28 protein-coding genes and 1 tRNA gene are annotated in these 26723 nt (G+C 70.6%); 15 read left to right on the forward strand and 14 right to left on the reverse strand.

What is annotated here, in order from left to right:
• Positions 1–232 precede the first annotated feature (232 nt).
• The 4 genes from ACIBAG_RS20560 to ACIBAG_RS20575 all read right to left on the reverse strand — a co-directional run bounded on the left by ACIBAG_RS20560 (position 233) and on the right by ACIBAG_RS20575 (position 4278).
• Positions 233–1252 carry a Gfo/Idh/MocA family protein gene (locus ACIBAG_RS20560; protein WP_399106917.1) on the reverse strand — a complete coding sequence of 340 codons (1020 nt, stop codon included), beginning with the start codon at positions 1250–1252 and terminating at the stop codon, positions 233–235.
• Complete coding sequence (locus ACIBAG_RS20565) at positions 1249–2253, reverse strand: Gfo/Idh/MocA family oxidoreductase (protein ID WP_399106918.1); 1005 nt, start codon at positions 2251–2253, stop codon at positions 1249–1251. Before ACIBAG_RS20565 ends, ACIBAG_RS20560 begins: the two co-directional genes overlap by 4 nt.
• Before the next feature lie 64 nt (positions 2254–2317).
• Positions 2318–3094 carry an SDR family oxidoreductase gene (locus tag ACIBAG_RS20570; protein ID WP_399106919.1) on the reverse strand — a complete coding sequence of 259 codons (777 nt, stop codon included), beginning with the start codon at positions 3092–3094 and terminating at the stop codon, positions 2318–2320.
• A gap of 17 nt (positions 3095–3111) precedes the next feature.
• Positions 3112–4278 carry a phytanoyl-CoA dioxygenase family protein gene (locus ACIBAG_RS20575; protein WP_399106920.1) on the reverse strand — a complete coding sequence of 389 codons (1167 nt, stop codon included), beginning with the start codon at positions 4276–4278 and terminating at the stop codon, positions 3112–3114.
• Positions 4279–4420: 142 nt separating this feature from the next.
• On the opposite strand from ACIBAG_RS20575, the gene ACIBAG_RS20580 reads away from it, so the two are divergent.
• Entirely contained in the window at positions 4421–5449 is a 1029-nt protein-coding gene (locus ACIBAG_RS20580) for a LacI family DNA-binding transcriptional regulator (RefSeq protein ID WP_399106921.1), read from the forward strand.
• Between the two features lie 64 nt (positions 5450–5513).
• On the forward strand, positions 5514–6125 hold the full coding sequence (locus tag ACIBAG_RS20585) for a TMEM175 family protein (protein ID WP_399106922.1): 612 nt from the start codon (positions 5514–5516) through the stop codon (positions 6123–6125).
• Between the two features lie 9 nt (positions 6126–6134).
• On the opposite strand, the gene ACIBAG_RS20590 is transcribed toward ACIBAG_RS20585, so the two are convergent.
• The gene (locus ACIBAG_RS20590) at positions 6135–7298 is read right to left on the reverse strand and encodes a Gfo/Idh/MocA family protein (protein ID WP_399106923.1); all 1164 of its coding nucleotides are present in this window, start codon (positions 7296–7298) and stop codon (positions 6135–6137) included.
• Between the two features lie 111 nt (positions 7299–7409).
• Between ACIBAG_RS20590 and ACIBAG_RS20595 the strand changes: the two genes are divergently transcribed.
• From ACIBAG_RS20595 to ACIBAG_RS20625, 7 genes are all read left to right on the forward strand, one after another.
• Positions 7410–8420, forward strand: coding sequence for a LacI family DNA-binding transcriptional regulator (locus tag ACIBAG_RS20595; protein WP_399106924.1), 1011 nt, complete (start codon positions 7410–7412; stop codon positions 8418–8420).
• A 119-nt stretch (positions 8421–8539) separates the two neighbouring features.
• Positions 8540–9196: a GntR family transcriptional regulator gene (locus ACIBAG_RS20600; protein ID WP_399106925.1), complete on the forward strand. Its 657-nt coding sequence runs from the start codon at positions 8540–8542 to the stop codon at positions 9194–9196.
• Between the two features lie 61 nt (positions 9197–9257).
• On the forward strand, positions 9258–10022 hold the full coding sequence (locus ACIBAG_RS20605) for a PIG-L deacetylase family protein (RefSeq protein WP_399106926.1): 765 nt from the start codon (positions 9258–9260) through the stop codon (positions 10020–10022).
• The gene (locus tag ACIBAG_RS20610) at positions 10019–10723 is read left to right on the forward strand and encodes a 4-carboxy-4-hydroxy-2-oxoadipate aldolase/oxaloacetate decarboxylase (RefSeq protein ID WP_399106927.1); all 705 of its coding nucleotides are present in this window, start codon (positions 10019–10021) and stop codon (positions 10721–10723) included. Before ACIBAG_RS20605 ends, ACIBAG_RS20610 begins: the two co-directional genes overlap by 4 nt.
• Before the next feature lie 23 nt (positions 10724–10746).
• The gene (locus ACIBAG_RS20615) at positions 10747–11805 is read left to right on the forward strand and encodes a 4-oxalomesaconate tautomerase (RefSeq protein ID WP_399106975.1); all 1059 of its coding nucleotides are present in this window, start codon (positions 10747–10749) and stop codon (positions 11803–11805) included.
• Positions 11802–12752, forward strand: a complete 951-nt coding sequence (locus ACIBAG_RS20620) for a catechol 2,3-dioxygenase (RefSeq protein WP_399106928.1) — start codon at positions 11802–11804, stop codon at positions 12750–12752. Before ACIBAG_RS20615 ends, ACIBAG_RS20620 begins: the two co-directional genes overlap by 4 nt.
• A 195-nt stretch (positions 12753–12947) precedes the next feature.
• Positions 12948–13250 (forward strand): hypothetical protein, encoded by a 303-nt coding sequence (locus tag ACIBAG_RS20625; RefSeq protein ID WP_399106929.1) that lies wholly within the window; start codon positions 12948–12950, stop codon positions 13248–13250.
• On the opposite strand, the gene ACIBAG_RS20630 is transcribed toward ACIBAG_RS20625, so the two are convergent.
• Positions 13224–14159: an alpha/beta hydrolase gene (locus tag ACIBAG_RS20630; protein ID WP_399106930.1), complete on the reverse strand. Its 936-nt coding sequence runs from the start codon at positions 14157–14159 to the stop codon at positions 13224–13226. The two genes, ACIBAG_RS20625 and ACIBAG_RS20630, sit on opposite strands and share 27 nt — an antisense overlap.
• Positions 14160–14328: 169 nt before the next feature.
• Between ACIBAG_RS20630 and ACIBAG_RS20635 the strand changes: the two genes are divergently transcribed.
• Positions 14329–14402, forward strand: a tRNA-Pro gene (locus ACIBAG_RS20635).
• Between the two features lie 109 nt (positions 14403–14511).
• Here the strand turns inward: ACIBAG_RS20635 and ACIBAG_RS20640 are convergent.
• A complete protein-coding gene (locus ACIBAG_RS20640; protein WP_399106931.1) occupies positions 14512–15789 on the reverse strand; it encodes a PP2C family protein-serine/threonine phosphatase in 1278 nt (425 codons plus the stop codon).
• Between the two features lie 201 nt (positions 15790–15990).
• Here ACIBAG_RS20640 and ACIBAG_RS20645 point away from each other — a divergent pair, with 201 nt between their 5' ends.
• Positions 15991–16287 (forward strand): hypothetical protein, encoded by a 297-nt coding sequence (locus ACIBAG_RS20645; RefSeq protein ID WP_399106932.1) that lies wholly within the window; start codon positions 15991–15993, stop codon positions 16285–16287.
• Between the two features lie 163 nt (positions 16288–16450).
• On the opposite strand, the gene ACIBAG_RS20650 is transcribed toward ACIBAG_RS20645, so the two are convergent.
• Together ACIBAG_RS20650 and ACIBAG_RS20655 are read right to left on the reverse strand one after the other, a co-directional pair.
• Positions 16451–16918, reverse strand: coding sequence for a VOC family protein (locus ACIBAG_RS20650; protein ID WP_399106933.1), 468 nt, complete (start codon positions 16916–16918; stop codon positions 16451–16453).
• Positions 16915–17820 carry a helix-turn-helix domain-containing protein gene (locus ACIBAG_RS20655; RefSeq protein ID WP_399106934.1) on the reverse strand — a complete coding sequence of 302 codons (906 nt, stop codon included), beginning with the start codon at positions 17818–17820 and terminating at the stop codon, positions 16915–16917. The genes ACIBAG_RS20650 and ACIBAG_RS20655 overlap by 4 nt, the downstream gene beginning before the upstream one ends.
• Positions 17821–17974: 154 nt before the next feature.
• Here ACIBAG_RS20655 and ACIBAG_RS20660 point away from each other — a divergent pair, with 154 nt between their 5' ends.
• On the forward strand, positions 17975–18364 hold the full coding sequence (locus ACIBAG_RS20660) for a VOC family protein (protein WP_399106935.1): 390 nt from the start codon (positions 17975–17977) through the stop codon (positions 18362–18364).
• Positions 18365–18394: 30 nt separating this feature from the next.
• On the opposite strand, the gene ACIBAG_RS20665 is transcribed toward ACIBAG_RS20660, so the two are convergent.
• Positions 18395–18913, reverse strand: coding sequence for an ATP-binding protein (locus ACIBAG_RS20665; RefSeq protein WP_399106936.1), 519 nt, complete (start codon positions 18911–18913; stop codon positions 18395–18397).
• A gap of 145 nt (positions 18914–19058) precedes the next feature.
• On the opposite strand from ACIBAG_RS20665, the gene ACIBAG_RS20670 reads away from it, so the two are divergent.
• Entirely contained in the window at positions 19059–19826 is a 768-nt protein-coding gene (locus ACIBAG_RS20670) for an IclR family transcriptional regulator (RefSeq protein ID WP_399106937.1), read from the forward strand.
• A 42-nt stretch (positions 19827–19868) separates the two neighbouring features.
• Positions 19869–21383 (forward strand): glycerol kinase GlpK, encoded by a 1515-nt coding sequence (gene glpK, locus ACIBAG_RS20675; protein ID WP_399106938.1) that lies wholly within the window; start codon positions 19869–19871, stop codon positions 21381–21383.
• Between the two features lie 175 nt (positions 21384–21558).
• Here glpK and ACIBAG_RS20680 read toward each other — a convergent pair whose 3' ends face one another.
• The 3 genes from ACIBAG_RS20680 to ACIBAG_RS20690 all read right to left on the reverse strand — a co-directional run bounded on the left by ACIBAG_RS20680 (position 21559) and on the right by ACIBAG_RS20690 (position 24480).
• The gene (locus ACIBAG_RS20680) at positions 21559–22410 is read right to left on the reverse strand and encodes a calcium-binding protein (RefSeq protein ID WP_399106939.1); all 852 of its coding nucleotides are present in this window, start codon (positions 22408–22410) and stop codon (positions 21559–21561) included.
• A 151-nt stretch (positions 22411–22561) separates the two neighbouring features.
• Positions 22562–24001 carry an MFS transporter gene (locus ACIBAG_RS20685; protein ID WP_399106940.1) on the reverse strand — a complete coding sequence of 480 codons (1440 nt, stop codon included), beginning with the start codon at positions 23999–24001 and terminating at the stop codon, positions 22562–22564.
• Between the two features lie 77 nt (positions 24002–24078).
• Positions 24079–24480 (reverse strand): DUF3291 domain-containing protein, encoded by a 402-nt coding sequence (locus ACIBAG_RS20690; RefSeq protein WP_399106941.1) that lies wholly within the window; start codon positions 24478–24480, stop codon positions 24079–24081.
• A 95-nt stretch (positions 24481–24575) separates the two neighbouring features.
• Between ACIBAG_RS20690 and ACIBAG_RS20695 the strand changes: the two genes are divergently transcribed.
• A complete protein-coding gene (locus tag ACIBAG_RS20695; RefSeq protein WP_399106942.1) occupies positions 24576–25196 on the forward strand; it encodes a MerR family transcriptional regulator in 621 nt (206 codons plus the stop codon).
• A 218-nt stretch (positions 25197–25414) separates the two neighbouring features.
• Here the strand turns inward: ACIBAG_RS20695 and ACIBAG_RS20700 are convergent, their stop codons facing one another.
• A complete protein-coding gene (locus tag ACIBAG_RS20700) occupies positions 25415–26704 on the reverse strand; it encodes an NAD(P)/FAD-dependent oxidoreductase (protein WP_399106943.1) in 1290 nt (429 codons plus the stop codon).
• Positions 26705–26723 lie beyond the last annotated feature (19 nt).

Consider the following 26723-nt stretch of genomic DNA (forward strand, 5'->3'; position numbering starts at 1 on the left):
TCGTGCTCGTCCGTGCGCAGCGGCCACCGCCTCGTCGCGGTGGCGGGCACGGGCCACGGTGCCGTGACCGTGGTCCCTGCCTGCGCCGCTTTGCGAGCGCCGTTGCCCGCTCAACCTTCCGGGACGGCCGAGAACGTGCCCCTTCCGGAAACGACGACGGACGGGACGGCTGCCGAGCGGATGCTTCGGAAGCCGACCCGTCCGGGCACGGCCGGATCCCCGGGCTCGGGCGTCAACCCACCGTCGTGCGCGGCCGCGGCTCGAACCCCGCCGCCCGGTAGGCCTCGTCGATCAGCTCCATCGTCGCCAGCGCGTCCTCGGCATCCAGCGGCAGCGGAGCGTCCCGGCGTATGTGCGCGGCCAGCGCCTCCAACTGGTAGGTGTACGACGAGCGCGTGCCCAGCCGCTCCGTCCGCTCACCCTCCGCCGTGCGCACCACGACCCGGTCGTCGCGGTGCGGCAGCACGAAGTTCGGCGCGAGCGCCTCGCCCCGCGAGCCGACGATCCGGCAGCTCATCTCCAGCTCCCCGTACGCCATGTGGCAGCGCGCGGACGCGGTCGCCCCGCCGGGGAACTCCAGCTCGGCGTCCAGCCACTCGTCGACGCCCGGCGCGCCCGCCCGCTCCTCGCCGCGCGCGGACACCAGACGCGGCGCACCGCCCGCCCAGGGCGCGAGCATCCGCACCGCGTGCAGGCTGTAGCAACCGAGGTCCATCACGGCGCCGCCCGCGAGCGGCAGCGACCAGCGTGGGTCGGAGTCACCGGGAGCCGGGATCGCCACCAGCGTCTCCACCCGCTGCAACTCGCCCAGTTCACCGCTCGCCAGGATCTCGTGCAGGCGCCGCGTCACCGGGTGGAAGAGGTAGTGGAACGCCTCCATGAAGACGGTCCCCGACTTGCCGGCCGCCTCCCGGACCTCGGCCGCCTCCTCGGCGTTGCTCGCCGAGGGCTTCTCCGACAGGACGTGCTTGCCGGCCGCCAGCGCGGCGAGGTTCCACGGCCCGTGCAGGCCGTTGGCGAGCGGGTTGTAGACCACCTCGACCTCGGGGTCGGCGAGCAGGTCGGCGTAGGAGTCCACCACCCGCTCCACGTCGTGCTCGTCGGCGAACGCCGCGGCGCGGGACCGGTCGCGGGCGGCCACCGCGACGAGGCGGTGGCCGGTCGTACGGGCCGGGCCGACGAGGGAGAGCTCGGTGATGCGTGCGGCGCCCAGTATTCCGATGCGCAGCGGCTGCGGGCTCGAGTCGTTCATCCCTGCCGTACCTCCTCGATCGTCACCGGGCGGTGCTCGTGCAGCGACAGCGTGCACGCCTCGGCGATCCAGCCCGCCTCCAGCGCGTCCTCGATCGTGCACGGCGAGGGCCGGGTACCCGACACGACCTCGGTGAACGCGGTGAGTTCGGCGCGGTAGGCCTCGGTGAAGCGGTCCATGAAGAAGTCGTGCGGGGTGCCGGACGGGAAGGTCACCCCGGGCTCGACCGAGCGCAGCGGCAGCTTGTCCTCCAGGCCGACGGCGATGGAGTCCTCGAAGCCGTGGATCTCCATGCGGACGTCGTAACCCCGGGCGTTGTGGCGGGAGTTGGAGATCACCGCGATCGTGCCGTCGTCCAGGGTGAGGATCGCGCCCGTCGTGTCGGCGTCGCCCGCCTCCTTGATGTAGTCGGCGCCCTTGTTGCCGCCGACGGCGTACACCTCGGTCACCTCACGCCCGGTGACCCAGCGGATGATGTCGAAGTCGTGCACCGAGCAGTCCCGGAAGATGCCACCGGAGGCGGCGACGTAGGCGGCGGGCGGGGGCGCCGGGTCCAGCGTCGTCGAGCGGACCGTGTGCAGCTTGCCGAGTTCGCCGCTCTGCACGGCGGCGCGGGCGTTGACGAACCCCGTGTCGAAGCGGCGGTTGTAGCCGATCTGGATCGGCACGTCCTTGCCCTGGACGGCCTTCAGCACCTGGACGCCCTCGCTCATGGTCTTGGCGACGGGCTTCTCGCAGAAGACAGGGATGCCGGCCTCGACGCCGGCCAGGATCAGCGCGGGGTGGGCGTCCGTCGCGGCGGCGACGACGATGCCGTCCACGCCGGCCGCCAGCAGGGCCTCGGGCGAGTCCACGACCTCGGCGCCGAACCGCTCCGCGGCCGCCTTGGCGGCGTCCGCGAACGGGTCGGTGACGACGAGGGAGTCGACCGCGTCGAGTCCGGACAGGGTCTCGGCGTGGAAGGCGCCGATGCGGCCGAGGCCGAGGATTCCGATACGCATGGGGGTTGGTGCTCCTTGAAAGCGGTGGTACGGGGGGAAACGGTGGCAGGGGGAGAGAGGAGGGTCAGTCGAGTCCTCCGAGTACGTTCTGGTCCCAGTCGATCACCGACCCGGTGACCACCCCGGACCGCTCCGACAACAGGAACACCACGAAGTCGGCGATCTCGTCCGGCTGGCCCAGCTTGCCCATCGGCAGCTTCGCGGCGGCCTCCTCACGCCAGTCGTCGCCGGCCCCGTGGAAGGCCCTCTGCGTGGCGTCCTCACCCTCGGTCGCGGTCCAGCCGATGTTGAGGCCGTTGATCCGGATCCGGTCCCAGCGGTGGGCGTGCGCGGCGTTGCGGGTCAGTCCGATGAGCCCGGCCTTCGCGGAGACGTACGGCGCGAGGAATGGCTGCCCGCCGTGCGCCGAGGACGTGATGATGTTGACGATCGTGCCCGGAGCCTTGCGGGCGACCATGTCCGTCACGGCGGCCTGCATGGCGAAGAACGGCGCCTTCAGGTTGATCGCGATGTGCTGATCGAACAGCTCGGGCGTGGTGTCGAGCAGCGTGCCCCGGGACGTCAGCCCCGCGGAGTTGACCAGGCAGTCGATCCGCCCGTACGCGTCGACGACCTCGGCGACGGATGCCTTGGCCTGCTCGGCGTCCGACAGATCGGCCTGCACGAACATGACCTTGCCGCCGTCGGCGGCCAGCTCGGCCACCAGCGCCTCGCCGGGCTCGGCGCGCCGCCCGGTGACGGCCACGACCGCCCCCGCACGCACGGCGGCACGTGCGATGGCCGCGCCGACGCCCTGGCTGCCGCCGTTGACGAGGACGACCTTGTCGTCGAGAAGTCCCATGGGTTTTCCGGGTCCTTTCAGCTCTGGCGCCGCTCGGCGCCGGCCCGCAGCTCGTCCCGCAGGGCCTCGGGAGTCCAGGTCTCGCGCAGCGCCCGCCGCACGAGGTCGGCCTGCGAGGGCGGGGCGAGCCCGTCCACCGGCGGATCGCTGTCGAGGTTCGTGGGGAAGGGGTATCCCTCGGCGCTCGCGGCGATGACGTGCTCCAGCCATGCCTCGTCCGCGCCCTCCGACCGGCGCTTCAGCAGCACGGGGTACACGGCGTTGGCCACCGCCTCGCGGTCCACCGTCTCCATCGCCCGCCCGAACGCCGAGGACACCTGGAGCAGGTTCGCCATGCGCCGGATGTCCGCCGACCGGTTGGTGCCGGCCGCGTGGAACAGCGCCGGGTTGAAGAACGCCGCGTCGCCCTTGGCGAGGGGGAGCTGGACGTGGTGCTCCTCGAAGTAGGCCTGGAACTCGGGCAGTCGCCACGCCAGATAGCCGGGCTCGTACGTCTGCGAGTACGGCAGGTACATCGTCGGCCCGGACTCCACCGGCATGTCGCCGTGCGCGACGGCGCCCTGGAGGGTGAGCACGGGGGAAAGGACGTGGACGTGGGCCGGGTAGGCGGCCGCGGCCTCGTTGGAGAGGAAGCCCAGGTGGTAGTCGCGGTGCACGGTCTGCGCTGCGCCGCCCGGGTTGACCACGTTCACCTGTGAGGTCACCTGGTAGCCAGGGCCGAGCCAGGCGGTGGAGACGAGCGCCAGGATGTCGTTGGCGTAGTAGTCGGCGAACGCCTCGGGGTCGTAGAGCGCCGCCTTCTCCAGCGCGTTCCACACCCTGTCGTTGGCGCCCGGCTTGGCGAAGTGGTCCCCGGCGTTCGCACCGCAGGCGCGCTGCTCGGCGATCAGGGCGTCGAAGACGGTGCCGAGCCGGTCGACGATCACCGGGTCGGGAAAGGCCCGCTTGAAGACCGCGATGCCCGGACCGTCGGTGAGGGCGCGGACCAGTTCGGCGCGCACCTCGCGCGGGTTCTCCGCCCCGCGCAGGCGGTCGCTGTCGTAGACGAGGACACCCCGCTCCATGGCGGAGGCGTACGGATAGTCGCCGAGGTCGGTGCCCCGCTCGACGAGTTCACGGAAGGCGGCGAGGTCGCAGTCCCGCTCGGACAGCCACGCACGGCGTGGCACGGAGGTGTAGGACATCGGCGTCCTCTCGGTGACAGGGGCGACTCGGTGCTGTCATTCTTGTCAGTACAAACCCGTCGAACAACCAGCAGGCGGCCATCAAAAACCCCTCAGGACGCCTCCGCAGGCACCCCTCCAGACCAGCTCCGGGAGCATCCGCATGGGCCACCCCTTCCCGATCCGGGAGATCGCACGTCAGGCAGGCCTCAGCGAGGCCACCGTCGACCGGGTCCTGAACGGCAGGGGAGGGGTGCGCGAGAGCACCGCGCGGGAGGTGCACCAGGCCATCGCCGACCTGGACCGGCAGCGCACCCAGGTCCGGCTGGTGGGCCGTACCTTCATGATCGACATCGTGATGCAGACGCCGGAGCGGTTCTCCACCGCCGTACGGGCCGCCCTGGAGGCCGAGCTGCCGGGCCTGCGTCCGGCCGTGGTGCGCTCGCGCTTCCACTTCCGGGAGACCGGCCCGGTGGCGGAGCTGACGCGCACCCTGGACCGGATCGCCCGGCGCGGTTCGCAGGGCGTGATTCTCAAGGCCCCGGACGTCCCCGAGGTCACCGCCGCCGTCGCACGGCTCGCGGAGGCGGGCATACCCGTGGTGACCCTCGTGACCGACCTGCCGTCCACGCCGCGCCTCGCCTACGTCGGCATCGACAACCGGGCCGCCGGGGCGACAGCCGCGTACCTCATGGGCCAGTGGCTCGGCGACCGGCCCGGTCATGTCCTCACCAGCCTCAGCAGCGGCTTCTTCCGCAACGAGGAGGAGCGCGAGATGGGCTTCCGCAGCGCCATGCGCGCCCGGCATCCCGGGCGCACGCTGGTCGAACTGGCCGAGGGGCAGGGCCTGGACGCCACCCAGTACGACCTCGTGCGGGCCGCCCTGGAGCGCGACCCGGAGATCCGCGCGGTCTACTCGATCGGCGGCGGCAACATCGCGACGCTGCAGGCTTTCGAGGACCTGGGGCGCGAGTGCGCGGTGTTCGTCGCACACGACCTCGACCACGACAACACAGGCCTGCTGCGCGAGCAGCGCCTGTCCGCCGTGCTCCACCACGACCTGCGCCAGGACATGCGCGAGGCCTGCCACATCGTCATGCGCGCCCACGGCGCCCTGCCGCCGGCCGGGCCCACACTGCCCTCCGCGATCCAGGTCGTGACGCCGTACAACATGCCCACGCCCATCGGCTGACCCTCCAGGGTGCCCCTGGCGTGTACGCCCGCTCGACGGGCCGTGGCTCCCTACCGTCGTGCGCATGTGGAAATCGAACCCGGACGGCGGGCCCGAACGGCTGGTGGCGCTCGCCGACGGTGTGTTCGCCATCGCCATCACGCTGCTGGTCCTGGACTTCTACGTGCCCCGGGGACTCGACGACGCGCACTACGAAGACGCCCTGCACGAACTCGTCCCGAACCTCGGCGCCTACGCGCTCACCGTGCTGGTGCTCGGTGCCTTCTGGCGCGAGCACCGCCGTATCTTCAGCCTCGTCCGGCAGATCGACGGACAGGTGATCGCACTGACCGTCCTGGGACTGGGCGTCGCGGCTCTGCTGCCCTTCCCCACCAAGCTCATCGCGGAGTACGGCACCGAGCCCGCGTCGGTCGCCGCCTACGCGGGGGCGGTGGCCGCCCTCGGCGCCGCCCACCTCGCGCTGCTCCTCCTCCTGGCCGCGCGTCCCTGGCTGCGCGACGGGGCGGCGCCACCGGAGGGCTTCCGCCTCTTCGCGCTGGACCTCGGGGTGACCGTGCTGGTGTTCGCCCTCAGCATCCCGCTGGCCCTGGCCGTCGGTTCGGCGGCCATATGGCTCTGGCTCGCCCTGGCCCCGGTCAAGTACACCCTCGGCCGGCGAGCCGTCCGGGCACGCTGACTCCGGCCGTCACGCCCCGGCGGCCACATCCGTCCACGAGCCGCTCTGCGCCGACCGCACCATCGCCTCCACTACGGCGGCGCTGTGCACGGCGTCCTGCAGGGTGGCCCCGTGCGGGACGCCCTCGGCGATCGAGCGCAGGAAGCGGTACGCCTCGATGACCTTCAGGTCGTCGTAGCCCATGGCGTTCGCCGCGCCCGGCTGGAAGGCGCCGAACTCGCCGGCGCCGGGGCCGACGTAGACCGTGCTGACGGGCTGGTCCTGGTAGGTGGTGCCGCGACTGACGCCGAGCTCGTTCATGCGGCGGAAGTCCCAGAAGACGGCGCCCTTGGTGCCGTGCACCTCGAAGCCGTAGTTGTTCTGCTCGCCGACCGAGACCCGGCAGGCCTCCAGGACCCCGCGGGCGCCGGACGCGAAGCGCAGCAGGCAGTTGACGTAGTCCTCGTTCTCGACGGGGCCGAGTTCGCCGCCGGTCGCCAGGCTGTGGCCGGCGGTGGCGCCGGTCGGCCGGGCCCGCTCGGGAATGAAGACGGCGGTGTCGGCGGTGAGGGAGGCGATGTCGCCGAGGAGGTGGCGGGCGAGGTCCGCGCCGTGGGAGGCGAGGTCGCCGAGGACTCCGCTGCCGCCGCGTTCCTTCTCGTACCGCCAGGTCAGGGCACCGTCGGGGTGGGCGGCGTAGTCGCTGAAGAGGCGGATGCGTACGTGGGTGACGGTGCCGATCTCGCCGGAGGCGATGAGCTCGCGGGCGGCCGCGACGGCGGGCGCGTTGCGGTAGTTGAAGCCGACCGCGCCCTGGACCCCGGCCTTGGCGACGGCGTCGGCCACCGCCCGGGCGTCGGCCACCGACAGGCCCACCGGCTTCTCGATCCAGATGTGCTTGCCGGCCTCGGCCATCGCGACACCGATCTCGCGGTGCAGGAAGTTCGGGGCGGTGATGGAGACGGCCTGCACGCGCGGGTCGGCGGCGACCTCCCGCCAGTCGCGGGTGGGGGAGGCGAACCCGAACTGCGCGGCGGCCTCCTCGGCCCGGGCCGGTACGTCCTCGGCGACGGCCACGAGCTCCGGCCGGACCGCCAGCTGCGGATAGTGGTGCAGGACGCGGGCGTACGCCTGGGTGTGCACCCGGCCCATCCAGCCGAACCCGACGACGGCGACACCGAGCGATTCCACCATGACAGCCCTTCTTTGGACCGGTCCATTTCCTGTCCAGGCCACCTTGGGTGCCGTTTCCGCCCGCTGTCAACCCTTTGACAAGCCGCGTGAGCTCATGGAACGGTCCACCCCATGAGACCGCCGACGATCCGCGACGTGGCCGACCGGGCCGGTGTCTCCAAGTCCCTGGTCTCGCTGGTGCTGCGCGGCTCCGACCAGGTCCGCCCGGAGAAACGGGACGCCGTACTGCGGGCCGTGCGCGAACTCGGCTACCGGCCCAACACCGCCGCGCGCAGCCTCAGCGAGCGGCGCACCCGCACGGTCGGCGTCCTCCTGAACGACCTGCGCAACCCCTGGTTCGTCGACATGCTCGACGGCCTCAACTCGCTGCTGCACGACAACGGCCTGCACATGCTGCTCGCCGACGCCCGCCTCAACCGCCGTACCGGCCAGGACCCGGCGGGCCCGCTGCTGGACCTGCGCGTCGACGGCCTGGTCGTGGTCGGCACGCTGCCCGACCCGGCCTCGCTCGAAGCGGTGGCCGAGCGGATCCCGGTCGTGGTGGCCGGTGCCCGGGAGCCGGTGCCGTCCGGGGTGGACGTCGTGGCCAACGACGACGAGCAGGGCGCCCGCCTGGTCGCCGAGCACCTCATCGGCCTCGGGCACCGGCGTATCGCGCACATCGCCGGGTACGGGTCGGTGGGCGAGCTGCGGCGGCGGAGCTTCGAGGCGACGATGCGGGAGCACGGCCTCGCGGACGAGGCGGTGATCGAGCCCAGCGACATGACCGAGGAGGGCGGTTACCGCTCCACCGTCCGGCTGCTCAGCCGCCCCGAGCGGCCCACCGCCGTCTTCGCCGTCAACGACATCGCCGCCATAGGCGCGCTCTCCGCGGCCGAGGAACTGGGGCTGCGGGTCCCGCGTGACCTGTCCGTCGTCGGCTACGACAACACGAGCATCGCCCGCCTGCGCCATGTCTGGCTCACCACGGTCGACAACTCCAGCCACGAGGTGGGGCGCCGGGCCGCCCGCTGTCTGCTCGACCGGTTCGAGGGCGCCGGGGGAGCGGGCGAGGTCCATCTCGCGGTTCCGGCGCTGGAGATCCGGGGGACGACGGCGGCTCCCGCAGTGACGTCGTCGTAGCGGAAACCCGCCGGCAGACACCCGCACGCTCCTCGCACCCCCCGGCGGCGTCGACGAAATTGTTGACAATTCTGTTTGGCTAGATTTACGTTCGACAGGCGCTCACTCAGGGAGGGCACATGCCGAACGAAGCCCGTCCGAGCACCGGGGAGCAGGCCAAGCAGCATGCGCTCGCGCAGCTGCGGCAGGCGATCCTGCACGGCGAGATGGCACCGGCTCAGCGGCTGGTGGAGAACGAACTCGCCGAGCAGTTCGGTGTGACACGGGCCAGCATCCGCGCGGCACTCATCGAGCTGGAGGCCCAGGGTCTGGTCGAGCGGATCCTCAACCGCGGTTCGCGGGTCCGGGTGGTGAGCGTGGAGGAAGCGGTCGCCATCACCGAGTGCCGCATGGTGCTGGAGGGGCTCTGCGCGGCGAAGGCCGCCGTCACGGCCGGTGACGAGCAAGTGGCCCGACTCGCCGACCTGGGCGCGGCCATGACCAAGGCCGTGGCCGACGGCGAGCCGATGACGTACTCCGAGCTCAACCAGGAACTGCACACCACGATCCAGGAGTTCTCCGGTCAGCGCACGGCCGTGGAACTGCTGGACCGGCTCAACGCACAACTGGTGCGCCACCGCTTCCAGTTGGCGCTGAGGCCGGGTCGTCCGCAGCACTCCCTGAACGAGCACCTGGCGATGATCGAGGCGATCACGGCCAGGGATCCGCAGGCGGCCGAGGCGGCCGTCCGTGCCCACCTCACCAGCGTGATCGAGGCGCTGCGCGACGGAGCGTAAGAGTCGCCACGCGACGGCGCGTCGGGGCGGGCCCACACCTGTCACTCGAGGAGAAGCAGCCATGACGCACGCCGATGTGCCCGCCGAAGTGCCCTCGACCCCACCACGCTCGACCCTCGTCGTCACCGCGCACGCCGGGGACTTCGTGTGGCGGGCGGGCGGAGCCATCGCCCTGGCCGCCGCCCGGGGCGAGAAGGTCACCATCGCCTGCCTGACGTTCGGCGAGCGCGGCGAGTCCGCGAAGGCCTGGCGTGAGGGCAGGAAGCTCGACGAGATCAAGGCGATACGGCGTGACGAGGCCGAGCGCGCCGCCGCCACCCTCGGCGCCGAGGTCCGCTTCTTCGACGCCGGCGACTACCCGCTGACCGCCACCGCCGAGCTCACCGACCAGCTCGTCACCGTCTACCGCGAGACCCAGCCCGACATCGTCCTCACCCATCCCACCGAGGACCCGTACAACGGCGACCACCCGGCCGCCAACCGCATGGCCCTGCAGGCCCGGATCCTCGCCCAGGCCATCGGCTACCCGGGCGACGGCGACATCATCGGCGCCCCGCCCGTCTTCTACTTCGAGCCGCACCAGCCGGAGATGAGCGGCTTCAGGCCCGAGGTACTGCTCGACATCACCGAGGTGTGGGACACCAAGCGGGGGGCCATGGAGTGCCTCGGCGCCCAGCAGCACCTGTGGGACTACTACACCGATCTCGCCGTACGCCGTGGCGTCCAGCTCAGGCGCAACGCCGGCCCCAACCTGGGCCTGGCCCACCGGACCATGGCCGAGGCGTACATGCGCCCCTTCCCGCAGATCGCGAAGGAGCTGGCATGAGCGGCGTGATCGTCACCGACCCGCCGAAGGCGGACCTGAAGGACGTCGACGCGCTGGCCGGCTTCGGTGTGGCGACGGTGAGCGAGGCGATGGGCCGAACCGGCCTGCTGGGCCCGGGGATCCGTCCCATCCAGCAGGGCGTACGAGTCGCGGGCACGGCCGTCACCGTCATCGGCTGGCCCGGCGACAACCTCATGATCCACGCAGCCGTGGAGCAGTGCCGCGAGGGCGACCTCCTGGTGGTCACCACCACCTCCCCGTCCACGGACGGCCTGTTCGGCGAGCTGTTCGCGACGGCTCTCCAGCGGCGCGGGGTGCGCGGCCTGGTCATCAACGCCGGTATCCGCGACACCCAGGAGCTGCGCGAGATGGGCTTCGCGGCCTGGTCCCGGGCGGTCTCCGCACAGGGCACCGTCAAGGCCACCGGCGGCTCGGTGAACGTGCCGATCGCCATCGACGGCCAGATCGTCCGCCCCGGCGACGTGATCCTCGCCGACGACGACGGCGTGGTCGTCGTCCCGCGCGAGCGCGCCCGCGAGACCGTCGAGAAGTCCGAGGCCCGCGAGGCCAAGGAGGCCGCGACGCGCGCCGCCTTCCTCGACGGCCAACTCGGCCTGGACCGCTACAGGTTGCGGGAGAAGCTCGAGGAACTCGGCGTGCGGTACCGGACGTACGAGGAGTACGAGGGCGAGCGGCCGTGAACGACTCAGTGCCCTGCCTGCTGATGCGGGGCGGCACCTCCAAGGGCGCCTACTTCCTGGCCGCCGACCTCCCCGCCGAACCGGCCCTGCGCGACGACCTGTTGCTGCGCGTGATGGGCAGCCCGGACGAGCGGCAGATCGACGGGCTCGGCGGAGCCCACCCCCTCACCAGCAAGGTCGCCGTGGTGTCCCCCTCCGCCGACCCACGCGCCGACGTCGATTACCTGTTCCTCCAAGTTGCCGTCGACAAGGCTGAGGTGAGTAGCCGTCAGAACTGCGGGAACATCCTCGCCGGCATCGGACCGTTCGCCGTCGAGCGCGGACTCGTGCCGCCGGGGGAGGAGTACACGTCGGTCCGCATCCGGATGGTCAACTCCGGTGACCACGCCACGGCGACCTTCCCCACCCCGGGCGGCCGGGTCGACTACACCGGTGGCGCCGAGATCTCGGGCGTACCGGGTACGGCGGCGCCCGTGGTGATCGAGTTCCCGGCCGGCACCGGCAGGCTCCTGCCCACCGGACAGGCACGCGACGAGATCGACGGCGTTCCGGTGACCTGCGTGGACAACGGCATGCCGACCGTGCTGATCGCCGCGACCTCCCTGAACGTCACCGGCTACGAGGCCCCCGAGGAACTGGAGGCGGACCCCCACCTCGCCGACCGGCTGAGCCGGCTACGGCTGTCCGCCGGACGCCTGATGGGCCTCGGCGACGTGTCGGACACGACCGTCCCCAAGCTCACCCTCCTCGCCCCGCCCCGGCACGGCGGCGCGGTCACCACCCGCACCTTCATCCCCGTACGCTGCCACACCTCGATCGGAGTGCTCGGCGCGGCGAGCGTCGCCGCCGGCCTGCGCATCGACGGTGGCGTGGGCACGGACCTGGCCCGTCTCGACCCCGGGGACGACCGCGTCCGTATCGAACACCCCACCGGATTCCTCGACATCGAGAGCAGCCTCGGCACCGACGCCGCCGGGCTGCCGTCCCCCCGCCGGACCGCCGTGGTCCGCACCGCCCGCAAGATCTTCGACGGCACCGTCTTCCCCCGGGCCGCCGCACAATCCCGAGGAGGTCACCGATGACCCCGCCGCTCGGCGACATCGCCCATATCGGCCACGCCCAGCTCTTCACCCCCGACCTGGACGCGAGCGTCGCCTTCTGCACGGACTACCTGGGCCTGACGGTCAACCAACGCAGCGGCGACACCGTCTACCTGCGGACCTTCGACGACTACGAGCACCACAGCCTCGTCCTCACCGCCCGCGATGAGCCCGGCCTCGGCAGGCTGGCCCTGCGCACCTCGAGCGAGGAGGCACTGCACCGCCGTGTCCAAGCGATCGAGGCGGCGGGCGGGTCCGGCAAGTGGGTCGAGGACGAGCCCGGCGTCGGCAAGCTGTACGTCACCACCGATCCGGACGGCCATGAGCACGCCCTGTACTGGGAGAGCGAGTACTACCGGGCCCCGGACGATCTGCGGCCGGCGTTGAAGAACCAGCCGCAGGCCAAGCCCAACCGTGGCGTCGGGGTGCGGCGCCTCGACCACGTCAACTTCCTCGCCGCCGACGTGCTCGCGAACGCCGAGTTCCAGGAGCGGGTGCTGGGCGCCCGGCCGACAGAACAGATCCAGCTCGACTCGGGCCGGATCGCGGCCCGTTGGCTGACCTTCACCGACAAGTCGTACGACGTCGTCTACACCTCGGACTGGACCGGCTCGACCGGCAGGCTGCATCACATCGCCTTCGCGACCGACACCCGCGAGGAGATCCTGCGCGCCGCCGATCTCGCCATCGACACGGGCGTGTTCATCGAGACGGGCCCCCACAAGCACGCCATCCAGCAGACGTTCTTCCTGTACGTCTACGAGCCCGGCGGCAACCGCATCGAGCTGTGCAATCCGCTCACCCGCCTGGTGCTGGCCCCGGACTGGCCGCTGATCACCTGGACCGAGGCCGAGCGGGCCAAGGGGCAGGCGTGGGGCCTGAAGACGATCGAGTCCTTCCACACGCACGGGACCCCGCCGGTCGCCTGATCCCTCCGCCCCATGCGCCCGCTGATGGGCACTCAGGATCAGCGCTCACCGATTGGCGTCCGTCATATGTACCGATGAGCCGAATTGGGTTATACGACGGTCTCGCCTATTGTTGCGTCATATGCCTGCTGGGACGCGGGCGGCTCTCGGTGCGCCGGGGGCAGGGGAGTTGAACGGCTGAGGGGGATCAGGGACGTGACGGTATTTCTCGCGCTGGTGGCCGTCGTCGGGTACATGGCCACCGCCCACCTGCCGTGGTGGGTGGTGGCGGCCGTGGCCCTGCTGATGGCGGGATTCGCCGCGGGGAGGTCGGGGAGTCCGGGGAGGGGTGCGGTGCGCAGTCCGGAGGTCCTGGTCCGCCGGTGTGTCCGAGGCCCGGAGCCCGTGGAGCGGCAGCGCGGGGGCCTGTGCGAAGAGCCGGAGGCGGCTCAGGGCCCGCAACCGGCAGAGCAGCAGGCCGAGCTCACGGGTTCATCGGCGTTCCACGGCCTCCCGTAGCCGCCGGGCGATGATCGCGTAGACCTCACGCGCCTTCGCGTCGTCCTCCCCGTCGTACCCGTGGTCGGCGCCGCGCACGTCATGGTGCTCGATCAGCGCACCCGCTCCCCGAAGCCGCTCGGCATAGCGCAGGCCCTCGGCCCGCAGCAGGTCGTGCTCGGCGGTGATCAGCACGGCCGGGGCGATGCCCTTCAGGTTCGCGGTGTCCGACGGGTGCGCGGGGGACACAAGAGGGTCGAGGCGCTGCCGCACGTCAGGGACGTACGACGTGTCGAAGACGTCGGCCATCCAGGGCCGCAGCATCGGCTTGGCGATGGTGGCGCGCTTGTCCCGGGCCCCCGTCGCCAGGTCGAGCGGCGGATAGTGCAGCACCTGGAGCGCGATCGAGGGCCCGCCCTCCTCCAGTGCCTGCCGTGCCACGGCCGCCGCGAGCCCGCCGCCCGCGCTCTGCCCGCCCACGGTGAGCCGCTCGCCGTCCCAGCCCTCCTCGGCACCGTGCTCCGCGACCCACCGGACGATGTCGTACGCCTGCCGGGGCGGCGCCGGAAACGGATGCTGCGGCGCGACGACATAGTCCACGTTGATCACGACCGCCCCCGCCTCCGCGGCGAGGAACCGGCACAGCGGGTCGTCGAGTTCGGTCAGCGTCATGACGTAACCGCCGCCATGGAAGTTGACGTGCACCGGGGGAGCGGGCTCGTCGCTCGCCGGCAGATACACGGTGGCCCGGGCCGGTGCGATCGACGTCGGGATCGTCAACTCGCGTACTTTCCGCGGGTATTCGGGAAACCGGGCATGCGAGGCGGCGGCGGAGCCCCGCCCACCGGAGCGGCGGTCCGCCATGGCGGTCACCCGCTGCATGACCTTGGCGACGAAGGTGGCCACCACGGGCCGGGCCAGGAGTGACATGTCGCTCCGTTCGATCGCGGGCCGTGGGGCTTGCCCGGCAGGGATTCCATTGAGTTAGGCAATTATAGGTGACGACAATTATGGGTCAAGGGGTGGGGTCGTTCGAGCCTGAGGCGCGTATGGGGTAGGGTTGACCTGCATGATCACGCGGTTCGCCGCGCGGTGGCACCGGGACGTGGCGCAGCTTGGTAGCGCACTTGACTGGGGGTCAAGGGGTCGCAGGTTCAAATCCTGTCGTCCCGACTGCTGTAAGAATATGTAGTCGCAGGTCAGGGCCTTGGATCACTTGGGTGAGACGAGGCCCTTGATCGTTTCTGGGGCCTCTCGCTGTAGGTGACTGTCCATGAAACGGTCACAGACGAACGACCACGAGGGCGATGTCATCGCGGCTACCGCCGGCGACGCCCAAGTGGAACAACAGTGCGTCGGCAAGTTCTTCCACTGGCAGAGTGCCGTGCTGGGCGAGGGCGTCGGTCAAACGGGCCAGGCCCGTGTCGATGTCTTCGTCGCGACGTTCGATGAGCCCATCGGTGTAGAGCGCGAGGGTGTCCCCCCGGGTATAGGACAGCCCGGCCTGAGGGCGGGGAACATGATCTGGTCTAGCACCCAGTGGTGGATCGGTGGCCTGATCGAGCAGCTCGCAACTGCCGTCCGGATGGACCAGTACCGGCGGTGGGTGGCCGGCGTTGCTGTAAATGATGAGTCGGCTGCGTGGGTCGATGAGCACCTTCGCTACGGTGGTGGCCAACGCCCCGTCGACCGCGCGGGCGTACAAACCCAGAATCTCCAGGGCTTGTGCGGGACTGGGAATGGCCCGAATGGCGGCGCTCAATGCGCTGCGCAGCATGCCCATGACTGCGGCGGCCTGCAGACCGTGACCGACAACGTCGCCGATGGCGATCGCGTAGCGGTCCGGTGGCAGATCGACTACGTCGTACCAGTCGCCGCATACGTTGAGTGATCCCATGGCGGGCAGGTAGCGCACGGCAATGTCCCGGTGCCTGTCCAGGTCGGGAGAGCGGAGCATGACCTCCTGCAGGGTGAGAACGACTTCCCGTTCGCGGGCATGCGCCTGGCGCAGCTGCTCATTCAGCTGTTCAAGATCGCGTGATCGAGTAAACACTTGAGCCACGAGCCCTGTTCGCTGCCCACCCAGCGGATGGGTGAACTCGCCCATACCCGAGGAACGCATGAACTCAGTGACGTCTTCGGCCCGCGCGATGATCCACTTCACGGAGCCGTCCGGCCCCAGGACCGGACTGGACATCCCTGACCACCACCGCTCCTCAAGTTCACCCGGGCGGTCGGCAACGGGAATGTCGAATCGCTGTGGAGTCACGGAATCGGGCTTCCCGGATGCCAGAACGCGCTGCAGCGAGGCAGCGAAATCACGCGCCACATCCGGTGCGGCAGGTGTGTCCGGGAAAGCCTCCAAGACGTACCGCCCAACCAGTTCCTCGCGGGTCCTGCCGGTGACCTGGAGGTAGGCCACGTTGGCATAGCGGATCACCAGGTCGGCGTCCAGCACCAGGTACGGGTTCGGCGCGGCGTCGAAGAGCTCCTCGAAATCGATCTCCGCTGTCGTCACGCGCGTGCCCTGCCGATCTTTTACGAGCGCGACCGCTTCCATCTCCAACCTACGAGGCATCTGCCGAGTGCGCCCACCGGGATGGCCGCTGGTGCTGTCGCGGTGCCGTGCGTCGGAGAGGCGAACTTGATCGCTACCCGGCGTGCCACTAGGACATATTGGATCTTTTCGTATTAATCTCCGGTCGCCTACGAAGTCGATCTCTCACGGATCGCACACCACTCCAAGTCACCGGAGACACGCATGTACAAGCTTCGCAAGGCTGCCGTCGTGGTCGTCGCCCTCGGCAGCGTCGGACTTCTGACCGCGGGCACTGCCAGTGCGCACAGCAAGGACGGCCACGGCCACAAGAAGGATGGCGACAAGGTCAGCGTCCTGCAGAGCTCCAACTGCAAGTCGCACGACCTGAACCTCGACATCCTTGGCCAGGTCGGCATCCTCAACGGCCTGCTGGGCAACGCGCTCAACGGCGAGGGCAACGCCGGCGGGCAGAGCAAGCACATCGGCTCGACCATGGGCTGCAACAACAACGCCTTCTAAGGCGTACCGAGAAGAACTGCTGTTGCTGTCAGGTTGGCCGTTCGGCATGGTCACGGGCGGCCAACCACATTACTGAGGTGGGGGCGTCTCACGCACTTCGGAGGCCGTATTGGAGCATCTGATACGGCCTCTTGGTCATGGCTGAGGGAAACCCGCCGGTGGATCAGCCGGCAGGCCGGGGCTCGCCGGGGTAGGTGCCGAAGGACCACTGGTTGCCCTCGGGGTCGGCGATGGCGAACTCGCGGTTGCCGTAGGGCTCGTCCACGATTTCGCGAGTGATCTTCACGTCCGCCTCCTTGAGGCGTCGGTAGAGGTCGTCGACGTGCTCGGTGACGACGTACGCGCCGAAGGTGCCCGGCCGCAGGGACCACGTCTCGCTATCCGGCTTGTGCGAGCCGAGCATGACGCCGCCCCCCTCGGGCCAGTCGAGCTGGGCGTGCGCGACACGGTCGCCGTCCTCGTACACGGCGGTGCGCAGGAAGCCGACCGTGCCGACGAGGAAGTCGATCAGCGCGGGGGCGTCGTGGGCCTGCAGCGTCGGCCAGACGCCTGGGGCGCGCCGGCGCTGCGTGGAGGGCGTGGTCGGGGTGGTGGTGTTCGTGGCGTTCGCGGTGTTCGTGTGGGTGTTCATGCCTCACACTCTCCGCCGTTGCGGTGGCCGCCCGCTTGGATATTCCGGCACTCTTCGGCCAGCCAGCCGGTGGGGCTCAGGCCCGTGTACTGCCTGAAGTCCCGGACCAGATGCGAGTGGTCGTAGTAGCCGCACTCGGCGGCCACCCGTGCCAGGTCGGGTGTGCCGCCCACGGCGACGGTCCGGACGACGGCGTCGCGCGCGTGCTGGAACCGCATCAGCCTGGCGACCTGCTTGGGGCTGAGGCCGGTCTCGGCCCGGAACAGTGTGGTCAGGCGGCGTGGGCTCAGCGCCACATGGGCGGCCAGGCCTCCCAGCGTGCCGGCGCCCCGATGCCGGGCGAGCCAGGTCCACGCCTCGGCGACCTCGGGCCGTACCTCGGCGGTGCGCCCGGCCTCCGCGACGCGCCGCCGGAGGTAACCGGCGAGGAGAGCGAAACGCCGGCTCCACCCGGCCTCCCCGCACAACCGTTCGTGGATCTCGCCCGCGGCGCCTCCCAGGACGTCCGTGCCCTCGGTGACGAGTACGTCGGCGAGCTCCCCGGCGGGCATGCCGAGCAGTCGCCGGGCCGCCAGGGGGTGTACGGACAACTGGATGCCGGCCTCGTGCTCCGGTTGCCGTACGAACGCCGGACGCTGATGCAGTCCGCCCACCACGATGTCGGTCCGCACGGCGTCGGCGCCGTACGCCTGCTCGGGGGTGCTGCCGCTGACGACGGGGCCGTCGATGGAGAAGATCAGCGTCAGGTACGGGGAGGGCAACCCTCTGTGGAGGGCCGGTCGCAAGCCGGTGGAACGGTAGCCGACCGCGGAGACCACCATGCCGTCCAGTCGCGGCGTGGCCCGCACGAACTCGCGGACCTCCACGGGCGGCTCGCGGTCCCGGCTGGTGGGGGAGCCCATGGTGCCAGTATGCGGCCCCGCGGCCGCCGATCGCTCCCTGCGGGTGACACGTGGCGACCATCCGGACGCGAGCCCGTGTGGCGGGCGTCCGGGTGGTGGTCCGCTGGGAGACGCGTCGGAATTCCCGCACGGCACAGGCGAAGGAGACAACCGCATGTTCGGACAGTCGAAGGCGTTCAGCGGCTTCTCGGTCGACGACCTCGGCAAGGCCCGCGAGTTCTACGGCGAGACCCTCGGCCTCGAGGTGGAGGAGAGCGGGCAGGGCGACATGAGGATGCTCACGATCAAGCTGGGCAGCGGCGCGAGCGTCTTTGTCTACCCCAAGGACAACCACACGCCCGCGAGCTTCACGATCCTGAACTTTCCCGTGGACGACATCGACGCGGCCGTCGACGAGCTGGTGCAGCGGGGCGTGCGGATGGAGCGCTACCCGGAGTTCGATGCCGACGACAAGGGCATCGTCCGGGGCCCCGAGGGCCCGGTGGGAATCGCGTGGTTCACGGACCCGGCGGGCAACGTCCTGTCCGTGCTCCAGGAGAACTGAGCCCGAGCCGTGTCAGGGGCCTTGCGGGCCTCAGGGCGACCGGTGTTCGGGCGGCGCGGCCGGCAAGGGCATGTTCGGTTGCCGGCAGACGGCTGCTGAAGCCCGGTGGGGCGTGTCCGCGGTGAACCGCAACTCCGCCCACCGGCTGGTCCCGCCGGGGTGCACATGTGCGCCGCACCGGGACGCCAGTGCCGTGACGATGGCGAGGCCCCGGCCGTGCTCGTCCGGGTCGGGAGAGGAGCCCGTCGGGGCCGCGGGCCCCATGTCGGTCACTTCGACGCGTACGGCTCCGGACCTGTCCGCCCGGCTCAACGAGAGCGTCAGGGTCGTCGGGGGCAGCGCGTGGACGATCGCGTTGGTGAGCAGTTCCGAGACCACCAGCAGTGTCTCTTCGGTGACGTCCGTGGCCAGTCTCCAATCGGCGAGGACGTCGCGGATGCGCCGGCGTATCCCCGATACCGCCCCCGGCGTGTGGGGCAGGGAAAAGACGTGCTCCACGTCCTCTTCGGCCTCCCCGTGAGGCGCGGCGTGGAGCTGCGCAGTCGTCATGTGTCCTCCTCCTCGGGGAAGCGCGGTCGCCCGCAGTCAGGGCGTTCAGGCACCCTAAAGAGGGACAAGCGAACGGTCAACGAACATTGGTCGGCATTACCGAACGAGAGTCCCTAATCGGAAAAAGTCGGACTACCATCGCCTCATGGCCGGCCCAGTCCAGTCGATAGAGCGGGCAGCGGCGATTCTGCGTCTGCTCGCCGGCGGATCCCGTCGGCTGGGTCTGGGAGAGGTGGCGTCGTCACTGGGGCTGGCCAAGGGCACCGCCCATGGAATCCTGCGCACCCTGCAACACGTGGACTTCGTGGAACAGGACCCGGCGACCGGCAAATACCAGCTCGGGGCGGCTCTGCTGCACCTCGGCACCAGCTACCTCGATGTCAACGAACTGCGTTCGCGCTCCATCAACTGGGCCGACGCCCTGGCCGCCCGCAGCGGGGAGGCAGTCCGGCTGGGTACCCCCCTGGAGGGCAGGGTGCTCGTCATCCACCATGTCTTCCGGCCGGACGACACCCTCCAGACCCTGGACGTCGGCGCACTGCTGCCCCTGCACGCGTCCTCGCTGGGCAAGGTCCTCCTGGCCTTCGGGGCGACGCCTGTGGACGCCCTGCTGGAGGACGAGCCGGAGGCGTACACCCGGCACACCCTGGTCCACCCGGAACAGTTGGACCGGGCGCTCGGAGAGATACGGGATCTCGGCTGGGGCGCCGAGGTGCAGGAGATGAGCATGGGCGAGGCCGGTATCGCCGCGCCGATCCGGGGGCAGGGCGGTCTCGTGGTGGGCGCGATCGGAGTGTCCGGCGCCGTCGAGCGGATCTGCGACACCAAAGGCCGGCCGCTGCCGGCCCTGATCACCGTGCTGCGGGAGGCGGCACGCGCGATCTCCAGAGACCTGGGCGCGACCCGCTGGTAGGGCACCGGCACCTCCGCGGCACATCGGAAGGCAGGGCCGATCATGGTTGAGCGGTATGTGATGTCCATCGACCAGGGCACCACCTCCACCCGATGCATCCTGTTCGACCATGGCGGACGGCTGGTGTCGGTCGCCCAGCGGGAACACCAGCAGTACTTCCCGCGGCCCGGCTGGGTCGAGCACGACGCCGTCGAGATCTGGCGCAACCTCCGGCGCGTCGTCCCGGAGGCACTGGCGAACGCCCGCATCGACGCCGGCCAGATCTCGGCCATCGGGATCGCCAACCAGCGCGAGACGACCGTGCTCTGGGACCGGGCCACCGGGGTCCCGCTGGGGCGGGCGATCGTCTGGCAGGACACCCGCACCGCCCCGCTCGTCGAGCGGCTGAGACAGGACCCGGGAGACGAGTTCTTCCTCGACCGCTGCCGCCTGCCGCCGTCGACCTACTTCTCCGCCCCCCGTATCCGCTGGCTGTTCGACAACGTCGACGGGCTGGAGCGGCGCGCCCGCAACAGCGAGGTGCTGTTCGGCACCATCGAGAGCTGGCTGATCTGGAACCTGACCGGCGGCACGGACGGCGGCGTGCACATCACCGACGCCACCAACGCCAGCCGCACCATGCTCATGGACATCGGGACGCTGACCTGGGACGAAGAGCTCCTGGACTTCTTCGGCGTGCCCGCCACGATGCTGCCGGAGATCCGCTCCTCGGCGGAGACCTACGGCGAGGCGGTCGCCCTGCTGCCCGGCGTGCGCATCACGGCGGCCCTCGGCGACCAGCAGGCGGCGCTGTTCGGACAGACCTGCTTCTCGCCCGGCGAGGCGAAGTGCACGTACGGGACCGGCAGCTTCCTGGTGATGAACACCGGCACCGACCTCGTACGGTCCGAGCACGGGCTCCTCACCACGGTCGCGTACAAGATCGGGGACCACCCCACGGTCTACGCGCTCGAGGGGCCGATCGCCGTCACCGGCTCGCTCGTCCAGTGGTTCCGCGACCGGCTGGGACTGATCCACAGCGCCCCCGAGATCGAGACGCTGGCGCGCACCGTCGAGGACAACGGCGGCTGCTACATCGTCCCCGCGTTCTCCGGCCTGTTCGCCCCCCACTGGCGCAGCGACGCCCGCGGTGTCATCGTCGGGCTCACGTCGTACATCACCAAGGGCCACCTGGCCCGCGCCGTCCTGGAGGCCACCGGCTGGCAGACCCGGGAGGTCGTCGACGCGATGAACGCGGACTCCGCGCTCGCGCTGACCCAGCTCAAGGTGGACGGCGGCATGACGTCCGACCATCTGCTCATGCAGATCCTGGCCGACGTGCTCGACGTTCCCGTCGTACGGCCCCTCGTCGCCGAGACGGTGTCGCTGGGCGCCGCCTACGCGGCCGGCCTCGCAGCCGGCTACTGGCCGGACCTCCAGGTCCTGCGCCGCAACTGGCACCGGGCCGCTCAGTGGCTGCCGGACATGGACGCCGGACGGCGGGAGTGGGAGTACGACTGCTGGAAACGAGCCGTCGAACGGTCGCTGGGGTGGATCCAGCCGTCGCAGCGCTCATGACGTGCCGGTCCGCGGCTGCCGGGTACCTCGACGGACGACTCGCCGCCCGCCCGGCGTTGCCCGGATCGCCGGAGCGGGCAAGCCCTCGACCGGGGAACCGTGACGTGTTCGGGCGGCGAATCGCGTCGAGGTCGGGCACGTGCCGCGTCGCGCCGGCAGATGCCCGACCGCCGGTTCAGTCCTGGCGGACGACGTTCGTGCCCGGGCCGCCGGAGAGAACGTCCTGGCCGGGTCCGCCGTACAGCCTGTCGTCGCCACTGTTGCCGTACAGCTGGTCGGTGCCGCTGTTGCCCCACAGGACGTCGTTGCCCCTGCCGCCGTACAGCAGGTCGTCGCCCTGACCGCCGTACAGCGTGTCGTGGCCGTCGTCGCCGCGCAGGATCTGGTCTCCGGCGCCGCCGCGGAGCACGTCGTTTCCGGCACCGCCTTCCGCGCCGTCACCGGAGGTGCTGATCGTGTCGTCGCCGGCGTCGCCGAAGACCAGGGAGGCCACGCCCGCGGTGATGGTGTCGTTGCCCGGCCCGCCCCGGACCCCGCTGCCGTCCACGCTGCCGGTGTTCGTCAGCCTGTCGTTGCCGGCGCCCAAGGAGACCGAGTTGGAGTAGTACGCCTGGTCGGTCGCGTTGTCGATGGCGACGATGTCGTCGCCGTCGGCCAGGTCCATGTCCAGGACGGCGTAGGGGCTCTGGCTGTCCACGGTGACGACCGTGCAGGAGACCTTGGTGTCGTCGGAGGCGTCGGGGTGGCCGCAGCCGTTGCCCGCGCTGATCGGGACGGTGTCGTCGATGATGAACGTGATGTCGGTGGCGTCGGCGTACGACTCGGTGACGGTCACCTGGTTCTTCTGACCGGCGGCCGCCGTGTAGGAGAGCTCACGGCCGTTGTCGCTGACCGCGGCCGTGGCCGCAGCCGCCGCGGCGCCGGCCGGCGTGGCCAGGGTGAAGGGGAGGGCCAGCCCCGTGCCGAGGGCCAGCGTCAGCGCCGAAGCGGCCCGTAAGGTACGGCGACCGGCGGGGTGAGAGGACATTGCCCAACCTCCGTGAAGCAGTGGGTCCAGTGACAACCTGTGTGACGAGTGGGATGTGCACATGGTTGTCCCCTGGATCACTTCGGCGGGACAACGTCCTTGAGCGACCCGGGAGTTGGCATCGGCCGGGGCTTCACTCCCTGCCGGGGTCTCAGTCCCCGTCCGCCCGCGGTCGGCGCGGGATGCCGAGGGCGCACAGGGCGCCGGCGAAGACGACCGCGACGCCGGTCCACACCGCCGGGTGCAGGCCGTCGACGAACTGCTGAGGGTTCCGTGTGCTGCCGTGCGCCACGAACACGGTGCTGAGGACGGCGATGCCGAGCGCGCCGCCGATCTCGCGGACGGTGGTGTTGGCACCGGACGCCTTGCCCGCGTGCTCCTTGGCCACCGAGCCGAGGACGACCGCGGCCGTCGGCGCGAAGACGAAGCCCATGCCGATGCCCGCCACGACCATCGGGCCGACCAGGGAGGAGTAGGCCGTGTCGGTGTCAGCGACCAGGTTGATCCAGCCGAGACCCACACCCTGGAGGAACAGGCCGAGTGCCATCAGGCGGCCGCCGCCGACCTTGTCGGTGAGCAGGCCCGCGACGGGAGCGACGAACATCGGCATCAGGGTCCAGGCGAGGGTGCGGACGCCGGCCTCCAGCGGGGTGCGCGGGGGCACGATCTGGAGGTACTGGGCCAGCAGGAACAGGGAGCCGAACACGCCGAAGTACATCGTCGCCGAGACGATGTTGGTGAGGGTGAAGGCGCGCACCCGGTAGAAGGACAGGGGCAGCATCGGCTCGGGGGTCCGCGCTTCCCAGGCCACGAACACGGCCAGCAGCACGGCGCCGGCCGCGAACGCGCCGAGCACCTTCGCCGAGGTCCAGCCGTCGGGCTCGCCGTGCACGATCGCCCACACCACCGCGCACAGCCCGGCCGCCGCCAGCACCATGCCGACCAGGTCGAGGCGAACGCCCGGCAGCGCGCTCTCCCGCAGGGCGAACAGGACCAGCGGAATCGCGATCAGGCACACCGGCACGTTGATCCAGAAGATCCACCGCCAGTCCAGGCCGTCGACCACCGCGCCGCCCACGACCGGGCCCATGGCGACGGCCAGCCCGCTCACCCCGGACCAGACACCCAGCGCCATCCCGCGCAGCCGCTCGGGCACCGCCTGGGACAGCAGGGTCAGCGACAGCGGCATGACGGCGGCCGCGCCGAAGCCCTGGAGCGTGCGGAAGGTGATCAGCTGGGCGCTGGTGTCGGACAGACCGCAGCCGACGGAGGCGAGCGTGAACACGGCGATGCCGGCGACGAAGACGAGGCGGCGGCCGAACCGGTCGCCGAGCGCGGCCCCGGTCATCAGCAGGCAGGCGAAGCTGAGGACATAGGCGTTGACGAACCACTGGAGTTCCTGTGTGTTCGCCCGCAGGTCGACGGCGAGCGTGTGCAGGGCCGTGGAGACGACGAGGTTGTCGAGCGCGACCATGAACATGGGCACGCCGGCGGCGACGATCGCGAGCCACAGGGGTATGCGGCGGCCCTCGGGCGCGGCCGGAGCGGTGACCGGGTCGTCGAGGACCGGATTCTCTTCGGACAGCGTCATGGCGGGGGAACTCTCCTGTTGGAATGGTTGTCCGGTGGAGGGCTGGGGGCTGGGGCTGGGGCTGGAGACTGGCGGGATCAGCTGCCGGTTCGGGGCTGCTCGGTGAGGCGGCGCCGGGCGTCCGTCCAGTCGATGGGCAGGCCGGCCGCGGGGACCTGCCAGAACGTGAAGACGGAGTCCTTCATCGTGGGGCGCAGGCCTTTCATGATCGACCGGTGCGGTTCCGTCCTGGCGTAGGTGTACAGCGCGTCCTTGCTCTCCCAGGCCGACAGGGTCCAGAAGGTGCGCTTCAGAGGTTCGGCGATCAGTGAGGCGCCGTACGCGCCGGGGGCGCCGGTGACCTGCTTCCACGCGGACAGCGACTGAAGGAAGAAGCGCGGTACGTCCTTGAGCGAGCGGACCTCCAGCCGGGACGCCATGACGAACGCCTCGGTGTCCGGTGCGGGGGTGCTGACGGTGGTCCAGCGCAGGGTGGGCATGGCTGCGGCCCTCTCGGGAGGAAGTTGGATACCTCTACTATCTATGTTAGACAGTAGAGGTATCCAGTTTCCATTTCCAGAGCGGGCGGCGAACGATGCGTATCTCCGAGTTGAGCCGTCGCAGCGGCGTCGCCGTCACGACGATCAAGTACTACCTCCGCGAGGGGCTGCTCCAGCCCGGCCGGCAGACGGCGGCGACGCAGGCCGAGTACGACGAACACCACCTCCGCCGGCTGAAGTTGATCCGTGCGCTGACCGGTGTCCGCGGCCTGTCCGTGAGCACCACCCGGGAGGTGCTGGACGCCCTGGCCGAGCACACCGGCGACACCCACCGCGTGCTGGGCCTGACCCTCGGCTCCGTCGCCCCGGCCCAGGAGCCCGCCGGCCAGGTCCCCGAATCCGTCGAAGTCGACGCCCTCGTCAAGGAGTTGGGCTGGGACGTGCACCAGGCCGCCCCGGCCCGCGTCACCCTCGCCGAGACCCTCTCCTCCCTGCGCTCACTCGGCGTACCGGTCGACTGGCGCGTCCTCCTGCCGTACGCCCGCCTCGCCGAGCGCACCGCGGTCCTCGACCTCGACCAACTGGGCGGACTCGACGACCCGTTGGAGGTCGCCGAGCGGGCCCTGCTGCTGACCGTCCTCCTGGAACCCGCGCTGCTGGCGCTGCGGCGCATGGCCCAGGAGAACGAGTCGGCCCGGCGGCACACCGGGAACTAGGCCCTGTCGTTTGGATCAGGCCGGCTGTGAGGTACTGCGCTTTTCAGCCGACCCGAGCCGGGTCGATGGGGGTGCCCCCGCGCGAGCCGGGCGAAGCCGGTTCGAGCGTGGGGGAGTCGGCGAGTGACGACAACGCGGCTGGGGGTACCCCCTGCTCGAAGAGCTTGGGGGAGCGCGTGCCAGACTCCGCGACGCCGGCATGATCCAAACGACACGACCTAGCCGCGCAGCTCCCGCAGCAACTGGGCCGCGGCCTCCTTCCCGGAGGAGAACGCCGCCTCGTGCGAGCCGATCTGGTCGTGGTACTGCTGCTTGGAGTGGAAGTACGAGCCGCACAGCTTCACCCGCGGTCCTTCGTTGACCTCGTAGATGCTCTGCTGCGCGGTGCGCATGGCCATGTCGATGACCGGGTGCTCGTAGTGGAAGGTGCGGATCACCGACTCCCCGGCGACCGGCAGAGGGTAGTCGAGCGTGACGAAGTAGTCCGTCTCGGACTCGAAGCCGTGCAGCTTGTTCATGTAGTAGGCGACGTACGTGCGCGGCTGCCCGTCCGCCGTCACCTTGCCGTAGTTCCAGGCCTCCCAGCGCGCGCGGTCGGCCGGCATCACCGAGGGATCGGTGTGCAGGACGACCGTGGAGGCGTTGTAGCGCAGGGGCGAGAGCAGCTCGCGCTGGGCCGGGGTCGGGTTCTCCAGCAGGGCGCGGGTCACATCGGCGTGGGTGGCGGCGACGGCGTGGTCGAAGCGTTCCTCGCCGGACGCCGTTCGCACGACGACTCCGTCCGGGTCCTGCCGGATCCCGGTGACCGGCTCGGACAGCCGGGTCTTCGGGTCGATCGCCGCGAGCGCCTTGCGTACGTACGAGACCGAACCCCCCGCCACCGTCCGCCAGTCGACCCGGCGCCCGCCGAGACCGCTCTCGTCGTGCGCCATGAAGAAGGCGATCACCGTCGTCGCCGGCATCTCCCAGACCAGCTCCGCGGGCACCGACCACACCGCGCTGCACAGCAGGATGAAGTAGCCGTACCGGAACTCCTGGCTGTAGCCGCCCCGGTCGAGGTACTCGCCCATCGGCATGTTGGTGCGCTTGCGGAAGAAGTCGCGGCGGCCCTCCTCGTGGAACCGGCGGGCCTCGCGCCAGATGGTCCGGAAGGACTCGGGGTAGCGGGCGCGGACCTCCTCCTCCGGCAGGTCCATCTCCTCGCTGCCGTACTGGAACCCGGCGTCGAGGTCGAAGAAGTTGAAGCCGCTGATCAACTGTTTGGCTTCCACGCCGAGTTCGTCGAAGAAGCCGCTCAGATTGGGGTAGGCGGGCCGGTTGAAGACGACGAACGCGGTGTCGATGCCCAGGGTCCGGCCGGCGTCCTCCACCTCGACGGTGTTGGCGTGGCCGCCGTAGTGGTCCTCGCGTTCGAACAGGGTGATCTCGGCGTGCTCGCGCAGGGCGTAGGCGGCGGACAGGCCGGCGACTCCGCCGCCGATGACGGCGATGCTGGGCTTGTCGGACATCGGAGCTCCTCGGGGGGCG

Source organism: Streptomyces sp. NPDC051243, from assembly GCF_044455405.1.
In the GTDB taxonomy this organism is placed as follows: domain Bacteria; phylum Actinomycetota; class Actinomycetes; order Streptomycetales; family Streptomycetaceae; genus Streptomyces.